Raw genomic sequence first — 21,351 nt, 5'->3', positions numbered from 1 at the left:
GTCCCCGAGAGATTCTAGTGATAGTTGTATGAGAGGGGAATGGCTTTGAATTTTCAAGAAAAATTATTGATTCTCAAACAAAATCAAGATAACGTTTTAGAGGAATATAAAACGTTGCTAGCAGAGTATGAGTCCGACGGATTAATTAGTCAAAATGAAGAGTTGCAGAAGGAGTTAATAGAGTGTAAGGGGCGACTTGATCAGCTAGAAGTTAAATATAAGAGTATAAAGGTGGAAAATGAAAGGTTAAGAATTAGCCTGCAAGAACAGATTTTAGATGAAAAACTAGATATATTAAAGATTTCACGAGAGAAATTAGACACCTATTTTAAAAATACAGTCGGTGATTGTGAGAATCGTCTCATGGCTTTTGAGCGCCAATCAGAAAAAGAAATTTCTCAGTTAAGAAGTACGGCAATGGATAACTTAGGGCATGAGAAAGAAATGTTTGCAGCTGAAATCAGTCAATGGTCTCAAGCACTTGGCGAGAAAATTCGTGAGCATCGGAAAGAACTTAATGATGCTGCGGTAGGGCTCACTACTGGATTTAAGACGCAGTTTGACGCTTTAGCTACAGAGGGTGTATCAGAGGAGATTATTCAAAAGCGAATTAAACAAAATGAAACCGAAATGAAAATTGGTTTAAATTGCATTAATAAGATAGGCATTATTTTAATTTTATTTGGGGTAGGGGCTGCAGCAAAATATGTGCATTCGACCTGGTTCAATGACTATATGCGGGGTGCTTCGTTTTTCGTGCTCGGCGGTTTATTCTTAGTAGGTGGAGAATGGTTCTATCGAAAAGGGAAAGATGTATTGGGGAATGGGTTACTAGGTGGCGGTGTATCTATTTTATATGGCGCTGTTTTTTACAGCTACTTTTTGCTGCATATTATTGACATTCATATCGGACTATTTATGTCGGTACTAATTACGCTGACAACGGTTGTATTAGCAGTGCGATATCAGTCTAAAACAATTTGTTCTCTAGGACTGATTGGCGGATATCTTCCCTTTTTCAGTTATCTAATGTCTTTTGGAATTAGAGGGGAAGCTTGTTATATTGCGATGGGGTACTTATTGCTATTAAATTTGTCGGTACTAGGAGTATCGTTTTGGAAAAAATGGGATGCTCTCAATTATCTGAGCATGTTGTTTCATATTCCATCTCTAATATATCTAGTGTTTATTGCGGATAATGCTTTTGTAGCTATGTTATATACGGTGCTAACTTTTAGTACTCATTTGATTACGCAGCTTGCCTATCCGCTGAAATATGCAGTGGCAATTAAAAGAGTTGATCTCATGTTGATGGGCGCTAACACCTTTCTCAGTTGTGTAATTTTGTATGGTCTATTTGGCAAAGCAGGCTTAGTGGACTATCAAGGGGTGCTGGCACTTGCCTTTTGCCTTATTTACATTACAGTAGGTAAGTTAATTGACAGGAAAATCCCAAATGAAAAAAATGGTTGTTTGCTATTTTATGCAACAGCCATGACCTTTGCGGTATTAATGATTCCATTCCAATTTGGCATTCAGTGGATGTCGATGGGGTGGCTGGTGGAAAGTGTAATTTTGATCGTGTACAGCCTTGCATATCAAATAGAAAAGATGGAGAAAGCCGGTTGGGTAATCTTTGGTCTTTGCTTGGGAGCTTTTTACCTAGGAGATTGGCTGCGGATGTTGCCACTAGGCAATGTGGAATATTTTACATATCGGTTTACAGCAATTACTTTAGGAACCATCCTGGTTACGGCGGCGTATTTGCGGGATAGTCAGAAGGAGGGGATGGCCAAATACGGTAAGTTCTGGGATACTGCGATGAGTTTTAAATATTTTACCATCATCAATGTATGGATTTACTTATTGTATATTGGCGGAGAAATATATAATGCCTGGATGCCGCATGGTTACCATTTTGATTTTTATAAGACATTATTGATGGCCATCATTAATATGACTCTAGGATATTTTATTTGCCGCATTCCACTACTTTATAATAAAGTCATTCAAGGGTTTAGTATCGTTTTTTATCTCTTTGGTATTTTGCTGTGCACTCTGATTAATTTATTTATTCCGGTTATGAAAAATATTGAGAAAGTTAGTGCTGCTGAATATGGTGCCATTACAGTACTCATCATATTTAACTTATTGCTGCTCGTGGTAGTACGAGAATTACTTATTTCTATTATTAAAAGGCAACACATCAATCTAGAGATTTATCCGCTTGGGATCATTATATACCTGCTTGGCAATGTTACGATTATACTAACGAAGCAGTTTCATTTGGGCGGGGGTCATTTTTTATCTAGCTTGGTATGTCTTTTAGCAGCCCTTGGTTCTCTTGTATATGGCTTCCGAAAAAACTATATCTATACGAGACGATTTGGTTTAGGTTTATCCGTGTTTGCTACGATAAAATTATTCCTTATTGATCTAATATTTTTGGACTCTCTAAAAAAAATCATTGCTTATTTCGTCTTTGGCTTTGTATTATTGGGTATATCTTATTTATATCAACAATTAAGAGCGAACGCGGAGGGACGAGATGATGATCGCAAGATGTAGTTTGCTGGTTATTCTGACATGGATGTTTGTTATGCCAGTTTTCGCAGCAGAAAATATGAATGCCTGGAACTATTTCGCGCCGATTTATTGTGAAGGTAACAATCAGTATAAAACGTTTTTTGTAACTGAGGATATTTATGAACATGCATCACCAGGCCTTGCTGATCTGCGGATTGTTGATGAGCAAGGTGAGTATATACCATTTTACATTCAGCATGGATTCAGTATCGTTCGGGAAAATAAAATTATTTATAAGTCCGAAGTAGTAGAGCGTTTTAAAAAGAATAATGACAGTTATATTGATGTTCAGATCATTCCTTTAAAAAATAATACTGATGTATCAGGTAACAGTCTTATTTTTGAACTGCCTAAAGAGAATTTTTTAAAGTATATTGAGATATATGGTAGTAATGATGGGGATAAGTGGTCTTATATTGGCAGGGACTATGTGTTTAAAACGGAAGAACGAGAAAAAAAAGAAGTTGCGGTAGGTCATAAAAGTAAATATACATATTACCGCATTGTCGTACTGGATAATCCAGAGGACATCACTCTTACGAATGTAAATCTTAGTGATCAGTATACTGATAGCCAGTGGAGTAGTTATTTCAAAATGGCGCAAGTAAATTTTGATATTAAAACCGATAAAACGGATTCGGTAATTACCTTTTTTAATGACAAGAAATTAAAAATAAAACAAATAGTCATAGAGGCAGAGGGGAATTTTCAAAGAAATTATAAATTATATGGTGATAATCCGAATGGAGCTCCTCTTAAAAGTGGCGAACTATATAACCTTCAGCTTGAGAATGTGAAGATTTCAGGTACTAATATTGATCTAAGCAAGACTCCAACTTCTGCATCGCCAATTACAATAAAAATTGATAATCGAGATGATCGTCCTCTAGATATAAAGTTTATAAAAATAGAGTATTATATCGATAAAATAGTTTTTCCTGGTAGTGGCAATGCGTCCTATCGGCTGCATTTTGGTAATGATAAAGCCACAAAACCTAAGTATGAGATTGAACTGCAAAAAACATATATTGAAAAAGAACGGCAAGATAGTTCCAAGCTAGGAATTATTGAAGAAGAACATAGAACCCTGCCGCCTGCTAGCTCGTTGAATATTAAATATGTATTTAATGGTATTATCGTGATTATATCCATATTCTTAATCGCATTACTTGTATCAAGGATGAATGTAAAGAAGTGATTACTCTCAGTGAGGAGGCAGATGTGCCGTCCCTTGAATCTTTAGCAAACAGGAAAATTAAGTTATCCATTGCTTAGTGTCATCATATAGTTTATAAAATGTTTCAGGTGGGTTGCCCATGGAAGAATCAATTCTCTTTTCTCTTGATTCTGAGCAGCAAGTACTGCTCGCAGCTTTACTAGCGATAATAGTATCTGACAAGCTTAACGAAGACCAACTAAATATTTGGGGGAACTTTGTAGAAGCATTGGGGCAAATCAGGATTTAGAAACCATGAAGGCAAAGATTGCTGCTTTAGAAGGAAAACAAAAATAGCTATTATAAATCAAGGGACCTGTACATTTGTCTCTCAATAGTAGTAAAAATTATCTTTTTTATCTCTGGGAAAATATGCTATACTAATTATACAGGCTGCTCGGGGGACGGTTAGCCCCTTCCTTTTAGGGAAGGGGGTGGTAAGATGACTATTTATGAAGCATTGACATTTGCTGTCGCATTTGCCACGCTCATGGTATTGGTCACGACCAAAAAGAAATAACCGCCCCTGCTCAATGATATGCTCCCCTTGTAATAGACAGTTGAAATAATAAAACTGTCTATTGCAAGGAAGGAGCATATTTTTTTTATGGGGAGCAAATTTACGGTTTCATATGAAGAACGCATTGATGCAGTTGAAAAGTACCTACGGAATGAATACTCCATGAACGATCTGTCAAAGCAATTAAAGGTGGCCAATACAAGCATTAGGCGATGGTTAGCAAGGTATCAGTCTTTAGGACCAGAAGGGCTACAGGAAACCTCGAAAAACCTATCCTATTCTTCGGAGTTGAAAGAAACAGTCGTGATGGATTATCTATCTGGTAGTGGTTCTCATATGGACCTTTGTAAAAAATACGGAATTAAATCAACCCGTCAACTGCGAAGCTGGATTTCAAAGTATAATAGTCATGAAAAGTTAAAATCTTCTGGAACGGGAGGAGTACCTATCATGACTAAAGGTCGTAAAACCAACTATGAGGAACGAGTGGAAATCGTTAAATATTGCATCGAACACCAGAATAACTATGCGGAAACCGCACAAAAATATCGGGTGTCCTACCAGCAGGTTTACAGTTGGGCAACCAAATACGAAATAAATGGCGTAGAAGCGCTGCAAGATAAACGTGGCAAAAGAAAGACGCTGGACGAAATGTCCGAGATTGAAAAATTGAGAGCTGAGAATAAACTTCTTGAAGCTAAGAACAAAAGGCAGCAAATGGAGATCGATTTTTTAAAAAAGTTGGAAGAAATAGAAAGGTGGCGGTTCTAAGCCAAATAAAATACGATGCGATCTATCAGGCAATCCAGGAGCTTTATGAGAAGGAAAACTATCCAATACAGAAGCTATGTGATATTGCAGGTATACAAAGATCTTCTTACTACAAATGGCGAAATAGACAAGCGAATGCTAACGCGCTATTTAATACAAAGTTAATCCCACTGATCAAAGAGGCCTATCAAGAACGTGATGGTATTCTTGGATACCGTCAAATGACTATCAAACTCAACCGTGAATACAACCTTACTTTGAATTACAAACGGATTTACCGATTAATGAAGATTTTACATATTCAGTCCGTATGCCGCAAAAAAAGAAAGACATATATCCATTCCACACCTGAAATCACCGCCGAAAACATCTTGAACAGAGAGTTTTCAGCCAATAACTTTGGAGAAAAATGGCTTACTGATGTGACAGAGATGAAGTACGGCATTGGAGGAAAAGCATATTTAAGCGCAATACTGGATTTAGGAGACAAAAGCATTGTCGCCTTTGTTCTTGGTCATTCCAACAACAATGAACTTGTTTTTAAGACCTTTGATATCGCTCACAAAGAATATCCGGATGCATCCCCTCTCTTTCATAGTGACAGGGGATTTCAGTATACAAGCAAGCGCTTCCATAAGAAACTTGTTGATGCAGGCATGACACAAAGCATGTCCAGGGTCTCAAGATGCATCGATAACGGTCCTATGGAGGCATTCTGGGGAATGATGAAATCAGAGATGTATTATCTTAAAAAGTTCAGTTCCTACGACGATTTGGAAGATGCGATCTGTGAATACATAGAGTACTACAATAATCATCGATATCAAAAGAGGCTCAACTGTATGACTCCACTAGAGTACAGACAGTATCTTTTGAATACAGCCGCATAAAAAAATGATGCCAACCACAACTCAATGATTGACATCATAAAACTTTTTGTTTTTTATACTGTCTACTTGACAGGGGGCACTTCACAAATAGCGGCGGTTATTTCTAATCACTAACGTTTGGGCTAACCATTTTCCGGTTAGACAGCCTGTGGGGGCTGGTGTGTTTGCGCACATCAGTCCTTTTCTTATATTATACCCATAGATTGAAAAATATGCAACCAGCCAGGAGAAAAATCCTGTGTATAAGGATATAATTAAAGCCACTACTTATTGTTTTTGATAAATAGTGGCTTTTTGCTTGTGTGGGGTTTATAAACAGTGGGGTCGAATTATCTTCTTGTAAGGGGTTCAGTGACATTTTGATATCTCTCCATCAGAGACAATAACTGTTCTGCCATATATTCTGATGAATAGGGCATTGAATTTGTAATCCACCATTCAACTACACCGATGGTTGCCGAAGCAAAATATTGTACCATGATTTCCCTATTCACATCTGTATTGATGCCATTCATATCAAGTTGTTCTTCAACACTCTTTACCATCAAAGCATGTAATCGGTTTCTAAAGGCAGTAATACTCTTACTCATTAGCATTTTTGAATAGAAAAAAGCATTTTGCTCTAGATATTTAAATGTTTTACAAAGCGAATCTTTACCAGAAATACTGTTATCATTGCCTCTTGGCTGACAATTCTCAAATAATTTATTTAAGTGATTCTCTATGCATTGATTTAATAAATCAAATATGTCTACATAGTGCGAATATACAGTTCCCCGATTTACATTTGCCAATTCTGCAATTTCGTTAATCGTAATTTTTTCAAAATCTTTTTCCAACATCAGTTTAGTAAAAGCATCCATAATGGCTTGCTTGGATTTTTCAATACGCCTATCCATAATAGAATTTCTCCTTACTATTGTATAAATGAACATTTTTATCTATTTTGTTTATTAATCAACATATGTGGCTGTTTTACTCATTGATTTCAGTTAACAGCGTTGCTACTATTATATTAGACAAATGTTCAAAACTCAACATTTGTTGGTTATTTTTATTAAGGAGATGACTACAATGAGCTTAATAACGGTCAACGAAAGGTGTATTAAATGTGGACTTTGCATTAAAGAATGCCCAGTAGATGTTCTACAGATGGGAGAAAAAGGGCCGGAAGAAGTGGCAAGCACCAATTGCAATGCCTGTGGACATTGTGTTGCAATATGTCCTAATTCTGCAATCGATAACGAGAAAGCACCACTGTCGCTACAAGTTGATGCTAATAATTTTCCTAAGTTAAATCCGCACCAGGCAGAGCATTTTTTAAGATCTCGTCGTTCTATAAGAAATTATCATGACAAGCCTGTATCAAGAGAAATTTTATCAAAATTAGTGAATATCGCTAGACTAGCTCCTACTGCCTCTAATAGTCAGGGTATATCCTATGTTATCGTAGAAAATAAACAACTACTTGAAAAAGCTGCTGAAATAACTATTCAGATGGCAGAAAAATCCCCTGTAAGGCATTTAATAGAAGCAGCGATTATAGGTTACAGGGAAAAAGGACTTGATTCAGTTTTCCGCGGCGCACCAAATTTAATTATAGCTATTGCAGACAAGAATTTTCCATATGCTAAAAATAATGCTATTTCATGCTTAACCTATCTGGAGTTATTTGCCCCTTCATTAGGACTTGGAACCTGTTGGGCTGGTATTTTTGAACATTTTGCAGCTATTGAAAATTCACCGCTATCTGATTTATTCAATATTTCAGACGAAAAAACGGTAGTTGGTGCAGTTATGGTTGGTTATCCTAAGTATCAATATACGAGATTAGTAGATAGAAATTCACTAGATGCTACATTCATAATGTAACGCAGTTTTTTCCTGAAGCAATAACTCTGAATTCATAATAGTGACAGTTAGGGGCGTTCCTTTTTTTGGTAATTAAAGTTGCCAAAAGAGGAATGTTTCTAGTGGTGTTTTCCATCTGTATTTTGTGCTATTTTTATAAATTCTTCCATGGCTTTGGTGATATATTTATTTTGTTTATTGTAGAAGAACACGCTGCGGAATGTGTGAGTACTATTTATTTTGTAATATAGCATATTTGAAGAATCGTTTGCTTTTTGAGCTAAGGTATCGCTAATAATGGTAATTGCCATGCCGTAACAGGAAACATTATAAGCTGTAGCTAACTGATCCAATTCCAAAATAATTTTGGGTGTAATGCCTTGTTCTTGGAAAATTTTATCTGTACGCATTCGCGTGTCGTTTCCAGCCCTTAAACAAATGAATGGATCATTGGTAAATAACGATAAAGGCACGGGCTTGGTCGCTGGTTTTAAGTGCATTCCTTGACGGATATCGTCGATTGTTAACTGATATTCTTGAGCAAGACAGTTTGAAGAAAATTCTTGAGGAACGGCTAGAATAAGACATTCGCTGCAAAATAAGTGTTTTTCATAGATTAGTTCGTTCAAGGGGTAATTATCAATTACAAAATCAAGTGCGCCTGAAAATAACTGGTCTTCTAAATGAGCACTATTGGCTTCGACTAGATTTACTTTAATAGATGGGTATTTATTGGTGAACTTTGTGATGATTGCTGGAAGAATAAATGAAGCAAATACATTGCTTGCGCCAATAGAAAGGCGTCCTGTTTTTAATTGGTTTAAATTACTGAGATAGTTTTCAAACCGATTTTCAATATCCATAATTTTTTCTATGGATTTTACATATTCGGTGCCGGCTTCTGTTAATTGAACAGGATTACTGCTACGGTCAAAAATACAACAGCCAAGGCGCTTTTCAATTTTTTTGATGGAAGCACTTAACGCTGGTTGGCTGATATAGAGATTTTGTGCTGCTTTTGAAAAGCTTTTTTCTTTGTATACTTCATAGATATATTCTTTTCCTTTAAACATGACGCCTCCTTGTTATAACCAAATGATTATATTGTTTATACTGATATATGTATTTGATTCTATTGTAGTTGAAATTTATAATGAAATCAAATAAGGAATCATTGAAGTTATTGTTATAAGCAGGGGGAAAGGTATCATGCAAAAATCAATCGGCATTATTGGCGGTATGGGATCATTAGCTACATGCGATTTGTTTAAGAAGATTATAGATATGACGGATGCCAAGTGTGACCAGGAACATATCCATATTTGTATAGATTGTAATACTAATATTCCGGATAGGACAAAAGCCATATTAGGAGGGGGAAAGGACCCCATCCCCGAAATGGTGAGAAGCGGCGTTAGACTGCAGTCCATGGGGGCAAATGTATTAATTATGCCATGCAATACAGCGCATTATTTTTATGATAAGATTACGCCCTTTTTCGATATTCCACTTTTAAATATGTTGAAAGAAACGGTGCAGGAAATCCAAAGAAGAAAAATAAAAAAAATTGGGTTACTGGCAACCGATGGGACCATTAAGTCAAGAGTGTATCATACGGCCTTAGCGGACCCGGGAATCGATTTGGTGATTCCTTCGCCAAAAAGGCAGATGAGTGTAATGGATGTTATTTATAATGGAATAAAGGCGTCAAATAGGAATATCAATCTTAATCAGTTTTATGGAACAATCGACGAGCTTTTTGAGAAAGGGGCAGAAATATTGGTATTGGGTTGTACAGAGCTTCCGGTTGCATTTGAACTATTTCATATTGAACGACCGTCAATTGACCCCACCTCAGTATTAGCTGCGGCGGCAATCCGTTTTGTTGAGAAGCCGTTATTAAATAGGTTAACATGTTAGGCGAAACCATAAGAAATCTTTACGATACTGAATGCTAAAGAAACTAAAACAGGGCAATAATATAACAGGTAAGACTACTTGAACAAGTACTACAACAGGCAGTAGCAAATGAATAGGAGGCCATTCGTATGCTTATTGAAGTTGGTTCAAAAGTATCTCTCTATTTTAATACCTGTCATAACGGAACGATAACGAATATAGATGGGTCAAAGGTTTTTGTAAGGTTCGATGATAAACCAGATCAGGAAGAATCGTATTCTATGAATGAATTTCTGAAGATGTTGAAGGTAACTGAAGAATAGAGCTAAAGGTACTCTGTAAAGGGTGCCTTTTTTCTTTGTCTTGACTGGAAAGGGACTAGTGAATTGTTATTTTAAAAAGAAAAAATGGAATCTATATCTTTCGGGAGAGGAATGCAGTGTGAATTCGATGTATAATGGATTGGCGATCCTTATCTATAATTTGCATAGGAGAAGGTGTATGGAAACAATTCGTGTGCCAGTCAAATTGGAATTACAAGATTATCAACATTTTTACAGATTGTCTAATGAAAAATGGCTTTATGGATTCTATGGCTTTTTTCTTTCAGCAATAATAGGAAATATCATTGTTAATGATATTTCTGGTATAGCCTATATTCTTTTAATCCTTGCTATTTTGGAATTTTACAAAAGAATAAATATAAAGAAACAATTTAAATCAAATAAGTTGGATCAAAAAGAAGTAGTTTATGAAATTACATCCGATGGGATAGAAATTATTAGCGTAGATGGTAGCAGCAATTCCAATGTAAGATGGGATGAACTATTTGGTGTAAAGCAAAGCCGAAACATGATATTTTTTATGACGGGAAGATCGTCAGGGCTTATAATTCCCAAAAGACGAATAACAGTAACACAAGTTTTCCGTTTAGAAGGACTAATTAAAGATAACTTGGGTACCAAGGCTTTTATAAAGACGAATTTTTTAAAATACGGAGCAATTGGTGTACTGTTAAATATTACGACAGTTATTCTATCTGCAACACTTAATGTTAGCGGGCAGCGATTAAGTGACGGCTATTCCATGAGACATAGTATTGTAACTTTGGTACAGCTTATCTTGATGATATTAACCTTTGGATCAGGAATAACTTTTGTTATTCAATGTTTCAGATGGTTATATGGATTGTTTCTACCGAAACATCGTATTAAATTTACCCAAGTCTTCATAGCATTTTTAGCTTTTATCTGCATGGTCGTAGTAATTGGGGTTGCAGACTATTATGTTTATCGTGTTTGGCAGCTCCATAAAAGTTAGTTTTCTTACTTTATGCTAACTAGTATTGATAATGTTTCTACAACGCTTATGAGTAGTCTAGATCTAGAGTATTCTATATCATTAGATAGATGCATCTGTTGGAGTTTTATATTATGATAAATAGGATAATTTTAATGTATAATTGCCCTTTAAAATCAACGAGAAAAGAGGAATAACCGGATGATAAAAATAAACAGCAAGCAACTTATGAATATTTTTCTAGCAGCCTTCGTACTCTTCAGTATAATCACCATTACTAATACCAGCACTACCTATGCTGCTGCATTTCCAGTTGGAATAGTAAACTATCAACTCCTAGTGAAACAGCATCCCGATTCAGCAAAAGCCCAAACAGCGATGAACGATGCTATTGAGCAAGCAAAAACCAACTTTGACACCAAATCAGTTAATATGAACGATCAAGAAAAACAATCATACTATGAGCAACTACAGCGAGGACTTCAAATTAAGCAGCAGAATCTTTTAGAAGCTATTCAAAATAAAATAAATGATGCTGTTAAGGCAGTGGCGAAGTCGAAAGGTTTAACTATTGTCGTAGACAGAGGAGCTGCAGTTTATGGCCAACAGGATATAACTGATGATGTAATGAAAAAGATCGTGGCAAAATAAAAAGCGTTATCCAACTAATCAAGAGGTCAACGGTCAAAAAAAACGCTGATCTCTCTGTTTTTGCAGAATTAAATGAGGCACTGATTTTTTGTAGTGAAGGCGCAATTAAAAGTCCCTTCAAGAAGGAGGAGACGGTAGAGTCGTCGCCTTGGGGCTGTGTATGTATTAGTGGAAGGAGGGGTGTTTTTATGGCAGAGGATAAGAAAAAACAAGAATTTCATGCGACAAAAGATGGCTGGATTGTAGGTGATAAGAAGTACCCTAAAGAACAGCCGCCGCCGGAGGTTGTGCAGGAATTGGCAAAAGCGATTCAGGGACTGCTGAAAAAAGATTTACATTAAGAAATGGAACAAGGTGTGTTTCTAGAAATGAATTAGCAGGATTTCTTTTGTTTTGTGATATGAACAGTGGGACAGGAAAACAATGTACCTGTCCCACTGTTTCAGTATACCTGTCTCTGTTTCAGTAGACGGATCACCAAAGGATCTTATTGTAAATTTTTATTGCTGTAGACAGCAGGATCTTTACCTACTTCCATAATGATTGCATTTAATGTTGTCATTGTTTGCTCCTCATACCATTTTGATTTAGTTTATTTGCAAAAAAGAAGTTTTTCAAATGATTATAATTGTAGAGAATTTTACTTCACTCGTCAAGCAGCATGAACTTTCTTCAATCGATGTTTCCTGAGGGGGGACTCACATAGGTTTAAATCTGTGTAGGTTGCCTTCAAACGTGACTTACTTCTTGGTTATTCATTGAATATCCATCTCTCATAAGATCATTCGTATATAATGTATTATCTTTTATTTCAATAGTATTAAGTTTCTTAACTGTTCCATAAGGTTCTTTTAATGAAAGCTTATCTCCTCTCCCGGAAATAACCCATAACGTTTTATATCCCCTAGGTATTGATAGAAGTTTATCTTCACCTTTGCCATCAGTAAAATACACTAACAAATTAACCTTATTGTTATTAGCATATTCAAAAACTGGAGTAAATTTAGTGCCTCCTCTTATATTCATTCGATCTTTTATATCCTTTACAGATTTGACTTTATACACACGTCTAATTTCACTATCACATTCTATAATCGTAATTTCATGATTAACATTTTTTACTATATTGAATACTTCTTTAATGGCTTGATTAAATTCTTCATCACTAATGCTTCCGCTTATGTCAAGGGCAATAACAATTTTTGCTTTATGACTCCTAAGCTGGCCTCTTAAATCGAATCGATCAGGCTGCCTTCGATTTCTTCTTGTTATAGTCTTCTTTTGATTACTTTCAACAGTTCCCATTAACCTCTTAAGATATAAATTCCAAGGTAATTCAGCCTTGCTATTTTTAAGTGATGATATCATACTTGCTAAATAGTTTGGAATATTGCCTTTTTGCGAATCATCAATAAACTTCTCAGTAAATTCTTTAAGCGTTTTTTCATCTATATCACTAGAATCTTCCCAAATGTCATGAGTTTTTTCAGGATTATAATCAGTTTCTATTTTTTCATCTTTATTACTATCATCTTCTGCTGCATCTTCTTCTAGTAAATCTATGGCAGTTTGAATTTTTTCTGCATAATATTCGAAGGATTCAAAAGGCAAGAGTTTTAAAGAATAATTTAAATTTACCCATTCTAAAGTTGTAGCATAGGGGGGCAGATGATCTAAATATGTATTTACTACAACATCCATTGCCATATTAACAGCTAATGTTCCATATTCAACCTTACATTCTTTTGCTCTTATTAAATGCATAGATACGATATGGAGTATTTCGTGTTTAATTGTACTTTCCATTTGTTTTATAGTAAGAGTTAAAAAAATTATGGGGTTAAAATAGACAACATATTTAGAACCTTTAAAATTCACAGCAGTAGGACTGCTTATATCAAATCTTATTTCTCTTGACATTTGAAACAAAAAATATCCATAGAAATTATCTTTATCTTCCATAAGACTTAAATTAACTTTATCTACAAGGCTAAAAAACTCTTCTTTAAAATCTTTTGGTATATTTATTTTAGAATTACCATCTTTATGATTTTCTCTTAAAAAAATAGTAATCATTTTATTTGCTTTTTCATAAAGCCCTTTTACAAGGGTTTCAAAATAAGTTTCCATACATTATCACCTTACTAAATTATAAGATTCAAAATATGATTCTACAAAGGCTTCATTTTCTATGGCATGTTTGTATACTTCAGTATAACTATTTTTAATATCCTTCATGATTCCTATCATTAAATCTACAGGATATAGTTGCAAAAACTCAATCAGTCTGTCAATATAATAACTTGAGTCATAATCACCATTTTTTATATTTGCTTCTAAGTTCTTTAGAATATTCTTTGCGGATAGATATAGCCTTGTATGACTTTCGCTTTTTACTCTATCTATAATAAATTGATGAAGAGAATCTCCTGAAAAAACATCTTCATAAGATAGTAGTGAACTATAATCGGATTCAACAAAGCTAACAAATTCTTCTGCGATGAATTTCCCTACATTTCCTTTGATAACATTTAAAAACACGGATCTAGGTATTGAATTTTTTTTCTCCTTATAAATTTTATAAATGCTAGAAATTCTTTCATAGCTTCTTGGAGTTGCTCTTATATCATCTTCGTTTATTTTATGCAAATATTCTGGGAAGGTTGAGATAAACTCTATAACCTTTTCCTCAATTCCTATATGTATTGCCCAATCTAACCACTGAATATAATCTGGTTCCATGTGTAACCATACAAATCTATTTTCTTGCGCTACATCCATATCTACAACTTGGTAATCAAAATCCGAACCATATTTACTTGAAGGATTCATAGCGGCCACTATTTTTACATCTTCATGTAACTTATATCCATTAATTTCTCTATTTAATATTAAATTCATAAGTTCCTGTTGTACTGTATGTTCACAACGATTGATTTCGTCTATAAATAAAAGAACTGTTTTTTGCTCCGCTATTTCTTCATCAATTTCCCTTAACTTATTATGAATGGTATATACTGTAGTTTTCTTTTCAACTTTATCTCCTTTAGAATTAGCTTTTGTATAAGATTCTATAGTGGGAAGACCACCTATTTCACCTTCTTTAAGGAGATTCCCATCAATGACAATTAAACTCCAATTGTTATCTTTCGCAATTTCCTTGGCTAAAGCTGTCTTTCCTATGCCACTTTCGCCAACGATTAAAGGTACTTCTCCAGTCGCTAGTACTAAATCAACACTTTTTAATGTATCTATAAAATTCATTATATCTCCACCTATTTCAGCTTTAGCTTTTCATCTACAGCTATTTTTTTTGCCTTTTTACTTCCATATTTATAAATAAACATCATCTTGTCCATTAGCATAATATCACTATTCTTATCTATAGTACTATTTAAATAATCTCTAACATATTTTTCTTCCACATCTTCATTTGATAGTGCTTCTTTTAACACTTGCTCTAATTCATTTTTAGATATTTCTTTCATAACATATTTAATCACTAAAATATTTACTTTCAAAAATTCTAATATCTTATTTTTATCTAAGTCATTTATAAGCCTAATAGCCCTCTCATCCTTCTTGATAGCGATAAGCTCTGCATTATGTGTAGGTGAATTTATATATCTTAATGCATCATAACTTATTTTTACCGCTTCTTCTTGTGCACGCTCAAAAGGTTCTTTTATAAACTTTATTGAATCGTAATTTTTTCTTACAGCTAATAATTGCAATTCTTCACTTGGATTATTAACATATTTAATAGCCCATCCAGCTTGATTTATCGCTAATTTAATTATCGTATCGGTTGGATTTTTAATATACTCTAAGTTAATCCATCCATCATTTATAGCTTTTATCATCATATCTTCTGTAGGGTTATTTATAAATTCAATCGCTCGAGCGTTATTGTCCATAGCTGATTCTTGCATCTGACTAGTTGGATTATCTATATATTTTAACGCAAGTCCATTTTTTTTTATAGCCAATAACTTCATCTCATCTGTAGGATTATTTATATATGCTATAGCATTAGGATTATTCTTTATCATTTCAATAAGCTTTGATTTTTCCATAATGTTACTTTCCTTCTGTCATTATTTTCATTATATGTAATTATTACTTATTATCATTAATAATGCTTTTTAAGTTAATCTAAATAGAATAATTATACCACTGTATAAAAAAAGGTTCTATGAAATGCTACTGAAATAATAGTGATTGACATATAAAAAAAGCCGCATAAATTAAAAACTAAAAGGAACGAGTCCTGTAGATTATTTCAGAACTCATTCCTCTGTAGTTGTCTAAAAGAATATGTCCAACTTTTTGGGGTCAATTCAAAGCGGGCGGTCTTGGCTGCTTCAGAATCTCCACAAAACCCTGATCGCCATCCACCCGTATCCTTTCGCCATCTTTAATGAGCGTCGTGGCATCATCAACCCCTACTACTGCCGGAATACCATATTCTCGGGCGACAACAGCACCGTGGGTCATTAACCCTCCAACCTCAGTGACGATGGCTTTAGCCGATTGGAATAAGGGGGTCCAGCCCGGATCCGTTTGGGGCGAAACGAGAATTTCTCCTTCATGCAGCACAGCATTTTCCGGCCTTAGGATAATCCGAGCGATGCCTTCAGCAGTCCCAGCGGAAACAGGACTGCCAATCAGCGTACCCTCAGGAACATTCCTTCTATCAGGAGGAACAATGATAATTTCACCTTCACTGGTCATTATGCGGGGCGGTTTTAGATTTTGATGCCATTGATACTGTTCTTTGCGTTTCGCAACCAATGCAGCTGCGTTACCGCTAAAATCGCCCTGCCTCATTTGTATCAGTTCTTCTAAACTTAGGAAATAGGCGTCTTGAGCCTGCTCTAGTCTCCCCATTGTAACAAGTTCATTGGCTTCAGCCATAATTGCTTTTTTGCATTCGTCTAAAATCATGCTCATTAAATATTTGTGATGTTCCCGAAGTCCGCCCAAATAGCGAAATACAGCAATTAAACGGGTAGACAGTTTTAATTTGAAATGATTGTCTTTCACATGGCTTAGAACACGCAGAACGGCTTCTGCAGCTTCCTTTTCGCCTTCGGCAAATCGCTGGCGGTGTTCACCTGGCTTTACACTTCGCATATGGCTGAATATGGCAGACAGTAACTGCGTTGGCTTTTCACGCCAGCGTGGATTTGTCAGATCAATTTCGCCTGGGCATCTCATGCCGTATTGATCAATAAATTTTTCAAAGGCGTGTCTAAAGGTATTACCTCCAGCAACTTGAGCAAGCCCGGTATAGAATGTTTGATCATCAGCAGTTTTTAAATACTCTTCTACCTCGGGAAGTTTTCGCAGTAGATCTGCCAAATCGCCAAGCTGCAGGCCCAGCTCGGTGGTAACATTGCCGGGAAGGGATTTGTTTAACTTATGAAGCTCTGCTGCATCTCCCATCCAGCGGACAAGCATCTTTTCCAGCAGCTTATTGGCAAGTATACCAGGTACAACATAGGGGATAATCTCCTGGATAATGTCTATCATCATACCGTCTAATTGCTGTTGAACGACTTTTAGTCGTTCGGTACCTTCCACGCTGCTGAGTGCTTGCCTGGTTTGCTGCATTTTTTCCTGCATGTAGGCTTCGATCCTAGGTTTAGCCAGCCGGGGATCACCCGTACGCAGAATCTTCCAGGCCTTTTTTAGAATGGGGGCTGCTATTTTGCGCGCAGTACCTGGAGTATTTGAGTGAAGGTTTCCTGCGAAAATTCCTGGTCGTTTGACGACAGCACCAAGAGAGCGGCTCATGGCTTCGTCTACTGATGATAATAACTTTGGGAAAAGGATACGCACTATTTTAGACAGCAGAAAATCCGTAAGATCAATATAGATTCGGCTGCCCGCCTCGACAAATACCTGTGGGGGAAATGCCGTACGTAATACTGATCTGCCTAATGGCTTTATAGCATTCGGCATCATTTGAACATGACCAAAGGACAGCAGCACCCGCAGCGGTTGTTCAGGAATTTCCGGCAAAGGATATAACGTAGTAATTGGGCGGCTCTGGACGATAAAGAAATTCTCCTTTACCATGCAAAATTCAATATCCTGCGGTGTACCATAGTGCTGGCCAATTTGTTTTCCTAATGCAGCAAGATCGATAATTTGCTGATCGGTCAGAGCTTGCAGCTCTTGCTGTTCTGCGGGCAGCTCTTGGGTAATAGTACCACCCTCGGGTAAAGAATAAATGGCTACTTTTTTTTGTGATATCTTCTTGTAAATGATGCGACCATTTTTTACTTTGTACAAATCAGCCGACACTAAACCGGAAACAAGAGCTTCTCCTAAGCCAAAGCTGGCATCAATGGAAACAACAGTACGATTTCCATTTACAGGATCGGCAGTGAACAGTATTCCTGAAATATCGGGAATGACCATTTGTTGTACAACGATTGACAAATAGACTTCAGAGTGATCGAAAGCATTTTTGGCTCGATAGGCAATGGCCCGGTCTGTAAATAAAGAAGCCCAGCATTTGCGAACATGATGCAGAAGCTCATCCTGACCCTTGATGTTTAAATACGTATCCTGCTGACCAGCAAAGGAAGCATTGGGTAAATCCTCAGCCGTTGCACTGGAACGAACTGCATACGCATGATTTGGTCCTTGCTTCGTCCAGGCCTGTATGATTTCGTTCCTTATTTGCGCAGGTATCGTCAACTGCTGTAAATGTGTCCGAATTCGTTCTCCCAATTCCCTAATGAGGTTTAAATCGGTAGGGTCGATTGCTTTCAGCGCAGCAAACAACGTATCCATTTTCGGACTTGTTGCGATAAAATCTCGATAAGCGTAAGTCGTTATGCAAAATCCTCCGGGTACGGGAAAACCTGCTTTCGTTAGTTCCCCCAGGTTCGCCCCTTTGCCGCCAACATAAGGAAGACTTAGATGATCTATTTGTTCAAAAAAAAGTACATACGGTGTCATCAGCAAATTGCTCCTCGCATATCCTTATCGGTTATAGTTGTTTTCAATATAGGTATCTTACCCGCTGGCTTTCTTAACTATTCGTTGCTGTTTTGTAGGACTCGTTTTTCACTCATCACTAAAAAACAAGAATGACTGAAATTAAGGTTCGCCAAGTAAGCCCTATATAGTATTCTAAGCAAATTGATTTGCCTGGTTAAGAATGTTCGCCCCGACTTTTTCAAGCATGGTTGGGTGCAACTTGCCTGCCACTGTGTAGAACTATATCTAGATGATTGCTGCTGCTTATGAATTGATTAGTTATTCAGACTGTAATACAATTAATCTATAAAATCTAAGGCATACTACATCAGGAAACTCATAGCATGTATTCTTGAAAGCTGGGAATATCATGGCAGATAGAGTACGTATCGTAACAAAGTTGTAACATTTTTGATTTATAATTAGTAATGTAAAGGTGGGAGTGAATTATGAGAAGAATTACATCCATTATATTGATGATCGCATTCATCATTTTATCTGTATCGGGGGTACAGATGGCTGTTGTACCCAAACCTCAAAATGTTCAGCAGCAAATGCTAGGTAATCATGGTGGTGATAAATCAATAGTGAGGGGAAAAATGCCGTTTTATCCTAAAAAAGCTCATGAATGGGTTGGATTTGTCTTTATTGGAGCGGGATTGGTACATATTGTCCTTAATAGAAAGCTAATGCTATCTTATTTAGAGATTGGTAGAAAATAGAAATTGGTGATTGTTAGTAATTTATCTATTTTGTGCCTTGATCACGGCGAAAGGGCGTCATTATGAAGCCATATTATTTACGACATACGCTGTATTCACAATAAGTGACGGGTGTGAAAAATATAGAAAGAAAGTATGATTACACCAGTTTTTGGTTATGTGTATAATACAAATAATTATGTCAAGTATGCCACCAGAATGAAGGCTAGTTAGTTATGATAACTAACATGGAGGGTGTTGAATGTATCAAGCGAAAATAAAGAAATTATTACCTGTTGTTCATCTTTTTAAAATAATATTTCAACGTTAATACATAAATTTTGCCGCTGGATCTTACTTATAGGAATATCTTTATAAGTAAGGTCATCTTTTTTTATAGGAATTTCGATTATAATGCATTATAAAAGCAGTAGGTAATTTGTGAGAATAAGTTTATATTGAGGGAAGCACGTTTTTTGCCATAGGTAACGCATCTTATTTTGGAATAGAACTATGCTGTTTCCAAATTAATTGACTAAAAATTACTTGACGCAATAATTAATATATTATAATATTATAATATATTAATTATTAAAGAAGGCGGTGAGTATTTTGTTGGATGTTTTTGCAGATTATATGACATATCAAGTTTTTGAAATCACAAAGGGATCTAAATTAGGGGATGCGGTAAATTTTTTTATTTATGATTCGCTGAAAATATTTATAATGTTAGCCATCATTATCTTTTTTGTATCAATCATAAGAACCTATTTCCCACCAGAACGCACGAAACAACTACTGAGTCACAAGAGGGAATTTTTAGGAAATATTTTGGCAGCATTACTCGGAATTGTCACACCCTTTTGTTCCTGCTCGGCAGTGCCTGTGTTTATTGGTTTTGTTGAATCTGGGGTTCCGTTAGGAGTTACCTTTTCTTTTTTGATTTCATCACCAATGGTAAATGAGGTAGCATTAGTTTTACTATGGGGCATGTTCGGCTGGAAAATTGCGATGATTTATATATCAACAGGTGTATTAGTCGCTATTATTTCTGGGTATATTATTGGAAAATTTAAATTAGAGCATTTGGTAGAAGAATATGTTTACCAGATGAAAGTTGGACAAAATGAAATCGAGAGCATGACCGTAGCAGCTAGACTACAATATGCGAAAGACTATACGAAAGAGATTCTGCGGAAGGTATGGCTATATGTGGTTATTGCGATCAGTTTAGGCGGTTTTATTCATGGTTATGCGCCACAGGATTTTCTGGCAGATTATGCAGGGAAGGATAACCTTTTTGCAGTACCATTGGCTGTATTGGTAGGGGTACCCCTTTATTCAAATGCTGCCGGGGTAATACCGATTGTCTATGCTTTAATGGAAAAGGGTATGAGTATGGGAACGGTTCTTGCTTTTATGATGTCGGTCACAGCCTTGAGCCTACCTGAGATGATTATATTGCGCAATGTGTTAAAACCTAAATTAATTGCAATATTTGTAAGTATTCTGGTAGTGGCAATTACGTTAACTGGTTATATGTTTAATATTGTTTTATAAAAGAGATTGACATTACCTGATTTGAGCAAGATACTGAATATAGTACTATTATATTTAGGAATTAGCAGGGGGATGTAAGATGGGAAATCAAAAAGTGATTATGAATTTAAAAGTAGAGCTATTCAAAGTACTCGCCCATCCAGCTCGAATTCAAATTCTGAAATTGTTGGAATCAGGTGAACGATGTGTGTGTGAATTAATCGAGGAAATGGGTGTTGAACAATCAAATTTATCCCAACATTTAAGCATATTGAAAAAACAAGGGTTAATTGCATCAAGAAAAGATGGAACTCGCGTTTTTTATACTGCACTCTATCCGACTGTTATAGAAATTCTGCAGCTTGCAGAAGCGCTGGTGATTGAGCAGGTAAATCAGAGTAAAACATTATTACAGGATGTTAAATAAAAGAG

The 21,351-nt window shown here is 35.9% G+C and carries 20 protein-coding genes; 14 read left to right on the top strand and 6 right to left on the bottom strand.

What is annotated here, in order from left to right; translation table 11 throughout:
• Positions 1-45: 45 nt before the first annotated feature.
• The 5 genes from JBW_RS18605 (at position 46) to JBW_RS18590 (ending at position 5,983) form a co-directional block, all read left to right on the top strand.
• Positions 46-2,568 carry a DUF2339 domain-containing protein gene (locus JBW_RS18605; RefSeq protein ID WP_007954236.1) on the top strand — a complete coding sequence of 841 codons (2,523 nt, stop codon included), beginning with the start codon at positions 46-48 and terminating at the stop codon, positions 2,566-2,568.
• Positions 2,549-3,784 carry a DUF3999 family protein gene (locus tag JBW_RS18600; RefSeq protein WP_007954238.1) on the top strand — a complete coding sequence of 412 codons (1,236 nt, stop codon included), beginning with the start codon at positions 2,549-2,551 and terminating at the stop codon, positions 3,782-3,784. Before JBW_RS18605 ends, JBW_RS18600 begins: the two co-directional genes overlap by 20 nt.
• 118 nt (positions 3,785-3,902) lie before the next feature.
• A complete protein-coding gene (locus JBW_RS24195; protein WP_007954240.1) occupies positions 3,903-4,052 on the top strand; it encodes a hypothetical protein in 150 nt (49 codons plus the stop codon).
• Between the two features lie 357 nt (positions 4,053-4,409).
• Positions 4,410-5,093: a helix-turn-helix domain-containing protein gene (locus JBW_RS18595; protein WP_045820631.1), complete on the top strand. Its 684-nt coding sequence runs from the start codon at positions 4,410-4,412 to the stop codon at positions 5,091-5,093.
• Positions 5,081-5,983 (top strand): IS3 family transposase, encoded by a 903-nt coding sequence (locus JBW_RS18590; protein WP_007960397.1) that lies wholly within the window; start codon positions 5,081-5,083, stop codon positions 5,981-5,983. Before JBW_RS18595 ends, JBW_RS18590 begins: the two co-directional genes overlap by 13 nt.
• Before the next feature lie 329 nt (positions 5,984-6,312).
• Here the strand turns inward: JBW_RS18590 and JBW_RS18585 are convergent, their stop codons facing one another.
• Positions 6,313-6,882, bottom strand: coding sequence for a TetR/AcrR family transcriptional regulator (locus JBW_RS18585; RefSeq protein WP_007960399.1), 570 nt, complete (start codon positions 6,880-6,882; stop codon positions 6,313-6,315).
• Positions 6,883-7,057: 175 nt separating this feature from the next.
• On the opposite strand from JBW_RS18585, the gene JBW_RS18580 reads away from it, so the two are divergent.
• Positions 7,058-7,855 (top strand): nitroreductase family protein, encoded by a 798-nt coding sequence (locus tag JBW_RS18580; RefSeq protein ID WP_007960400.1) that lies wholly within the window; start codon positions 7,058-7,060, stop codon positions 7,853-7,855.
• Between the two features lie 98 nt (positions 7,856-7,953).
• Here the strand turns inward: JBW_RS18580 and JBW_RS18575 are convergent, their stop codons facing one another.
• On the bottom strand, positions 7,954-8,907 hold the full coding sequence (locus JBW_RS18575; protein ID WP_007960401.1) for a LysR family transcriptional regulator: 954 nt from the start codon (positions 8,905-8,907) through the stop codon (positions 7,954-7,956).
• A gap of 136 nt (positions 8,908-9,043) precedes the next feature.
• Between JBW_RS18575 and JBW_RS18570 the strand changes: the two genes are divergently transcribed.
• From JBW_RS18570 to JBW_RS25430, 5 genes are all read left to right on the top strand, one after another.
• Positions 9,044-9,754: an aspartate/glutamate racemase family protein gene (locus JBW_RS18570; protein WP_007960402.1), complete on the top strand. Its 711-nt coding sequence runs from the start codon at positions 9,044-9,046 to the stop codon at positions 9,752-9,754.
• A 128-nt stretch (positions 9,755-9,882) separates the two neighbouring features.
• Entirely contained in the window at positions 9,883-10,056 is a 174-nt protein-coding gene (locus tag JBW_RS25435) for a hypothetical protein (protein WP_007960403.1), read from the top strand.
• Between the two features lie 178 nt (positions 10,057-10,234).
• Positions 10,235-11,053 carry a YcxB family protein gene (locus JBW_RS18565; RefSeq protein ID WP_007960404.1) on the top strand — a complete coding sequence of 273 codons (819 nt, stop codon included), beginning with the start codon at positions 10,235-10,237 and terminating at the stop codon, positions 11,051-11,053.
• 180 nt (positions 11,054-11,233) lie between these two features.
• Positions 11,234-11,683, top strand: a complete 450-nt coding sequence (locus JBW_RS18560; protein WP_007960406.1) for an OmpH family outer membrane protein — start codon at positions 11,234-11,236, stop codon at positions 11,681-11,683.
• A gap of 188 nt (positions 11,684-11,871) precedes the next feature.
• Positions 11,872-12,024 carry a hypothetical protein gene (locus JBW_RS25430; protein ID WP_007960407.1) on the top strand — a complete coding sequence of 51 codons (153 nt, stop codon included), beginning with the start codon at positions 11,872-11,874 and terminating at the stop codon, positions 12,022-12,024.
• A gap of 388 nt (positions 12,025-12,412) precedes the next feature.
• Here JBW_RS25430 and JBW_RS18555 read toward each other — a convergent pair whose 3' ends face one another.
• The 4 genes from JBW_RS18555 to JBW_RS18540 all read right to left on the bottom strand — a co-directional run bounded on the left by JBW_RS18555 (position 12,413) and on the right by JBW_RS18540 (position 18,658).
• The gene (locus JBW_RS18555) at positions 12,413-13,813 is read right to left on the bottom strand and encodes a VWA-like domain-containing protein (RefSeq protein WP_007960408.1); all 1,401 of its coding nucleotides are present in this window, start codon (positions 13,811-13,813) and stop codon (positions 12,413-12,415) included.
• 6 nt (positions 13,814-13,819) lie between these two features.
• On the bottom strand, positions 13,820-14,947 hold the full coding sequence (locus JBW_RS18550) for an ATP-binding protein (RefSeq protein WP_007960409.1): 1,128 nt from the start codon (positions 14,945-14,947) through the stop codon (positions 13,820-13,822).
• Between the two features lie 11 nt (positions 14,948-14,958).
• A complete protein-coding gene (locus JBW_RS18545; RefSeq protein ID WP_007960410.1) occupies positions 14,959-15,759 on the bottom strand; it encodes a hypothetical protein in 801 nt (266 codons plus the stop codon).
• Between the two features lie 259 nt (positions 15,760-16,018).
• Complete coding sequence (locus JBW_RS18540; protein WP_007960412.1) at positions 16,019-18,658, bottom strand: phosphoenolpyruvate synthase; 2,640 nt, start codon at positions 18,656-18,658, stop codon at positions 16,019-16,021.
• A 470-nt stretch (positions 18,659-19,128) separates the two neighbouring features.
• Between JBW_RS18540 and JBW_RS18535 the strand changes: the two genes are divergently transcribed.
• The 3 genes from JBW_RS18535 (at position 19,129) to JBW_RS18525 (ending at position 21,346) form a co-directional block, all read left to right on the top strand.
• A complete protein-coding gene (locus tag JBW_RS18535) occupies positions 19,129-19,401 on the top strand; it encodes a DUF4405 domain-containing protein (protein ID WP_007960414.1) in 273 nt (90 codons plus the stop codon).
• Between the two features lie 591 nt (positions 19,402-19,992).
• Positions 19,993-20,940: a permease gene (locus JBW_RS18530; RefSeq protein ID WP_007960415.1), complete on the top strand. Its 948-nt coding sequence runs from the start codon at positions 19,993-19,995 to the stop codon at positions 20,938-20,940.
• Positions 20,941-21,019: 79 nt separating this feature from the next.
• Positions 21,020-21,346, top strand: a complete 327-nt coding sequence (locus tag JBW_RS18525; RefSeq protein WP_007960417.1) for an ArsR/SmtB family transcription factor — start codon at positions 21,020-21,022, stop codon at positions 21,344-21,346.
• The last annotated feature ends 5 nt before the right edge of the window (positions 21,347-21,351 follow it).

The sequence above is a fragment of the Pelosinus fermentans JBW45 genome (assembly GCF_000271665.2).
Taxonomy (GTDB): Bacteria; Bacillota; Negativicutes; order DSM-13327; family DSM-13327; genus Pelosinus; species Pelosinus baikalensis.
The sequence above is the reverse complement of the archived record's forward strand: the minus strand, read 5'-3'. Positions and strand labels throughout refer to the sequence as shown.

Bases quoted from the DNA above. Each gene is read 5' to 3' on its own strand.
- JBW_RS18600 (WP_007954238.1), top strand. From the start codon at position 2,549: ATGATGATCGCAAGATGTAGTTTGCTGGTTATTCTGACATGGATGTTT.
- JBW_RS24195 (WP_007954240.1), top strand. From the start codon at position 3,903: ATGGAAGAATCAATTCTCTTTTCTCTTGATTCTGAGCAGCAAGTACTG.
- JBW_RS18595 (WP_045820631.1), top strand. From the start codon at position 4,410: ATGGGGAGCAAATTTACGGTTTCATATGAAGAACGCATTGATGCAGTT.
- JBW_RS18585 (WP_007960399.1), bottom strand. From the start codon at position 6,882: ATGGATAGGCGTATTGAAAAATCCAAGCAAGCCATTATGGATGCTTTT.
- JBW_RS18580 (WP_007960400.1), top strand. From the start codon at position 7,058: ATGAGCTTAATAACGGTCAACGAAAGGTGTATTAAATGTGGACTTTGC.
- JBW_RS18575 (WP_007960401.1), bottom strand. From the start codon at position 8,907: ATGTTTAAAGGAAAAGAATATATCTATGAAGTATACAAAGAAAAAAGC.
- JBW_RS18570 (WP_007960402.1), top strand. From the start codon at position 9,044: ATGCAAAAATCAATCGGCATTATTGGCGGTATGGGATCATTAGCTACA.
- JBW_RS25435 (WP_007960403.1), top strand. From the start codon at position 9,883: ATGCTTATTGAAGTTGGTTCAAAAGTATCTCTCTATTTTAATACCTGT.
- JBW_RS18565 (WP_007960404.1), top strand. From the start codon at position 10,235: ATGGAAACAATTCGTGTGCCAGTCAAATTGGAATTACAAGATTATCAA.
- JBW_RS18560 (WP_007960406.1), top strand. From the start codon at position 11,234: ATGATAAAAATAAACAGCAAGCAACTTATGAATATTTTTCTAGCAGCC.
- JBW_RS25430 (WP_007960407.1), top strand. From the start codon at position 11,872: ATGGCAGAGGATAAGAAAAAACAAGAATTTCATGCGACAAAAGATGGC.
- JBW_RS18555 (WP_007960408.1), bottom strand. From the start codon at position 13,813: ATGGAAACTTATTTTGAAACCCTTGTAAAAGGGCTTTATGAAAAAGCA.
- JBW_RS18550 (WP_007960409.1), bottom strand. From the start codon at position 14,947: ATGAATTTTATAGATACATTAAAAAGTGTTGATTTAGTACTAGCGACT.
- JBW_RS18545 (WP_007960410.1), bottom strand. From the start codon at position 15,759: ATGGAAAAATCAAAGCTTATTGAAATGATAAAGAATAATCCTAATGCT.
- JBW_RS18540 (WP_007960412.1), bottom strand. From the start codon at position 18,658: ATGACACCGTATGTACTTTTTTTTGAACAAATAGATCATCTAAGTCTT.
- JBW_RS18535 (WP_007960414.1), top strand. From the start codon at position 19,129: ATGAGAAGAATTACATCCATTATATTGATGATCGCATTCATCATTTTA.
- JBW_RS18525 (WP_007960417.1), top strand. From the start codon at position 21,020: ATGGGAAATCAAAAAGTGATTATGAATTTAAAAGTAGAGCTATTCAAA.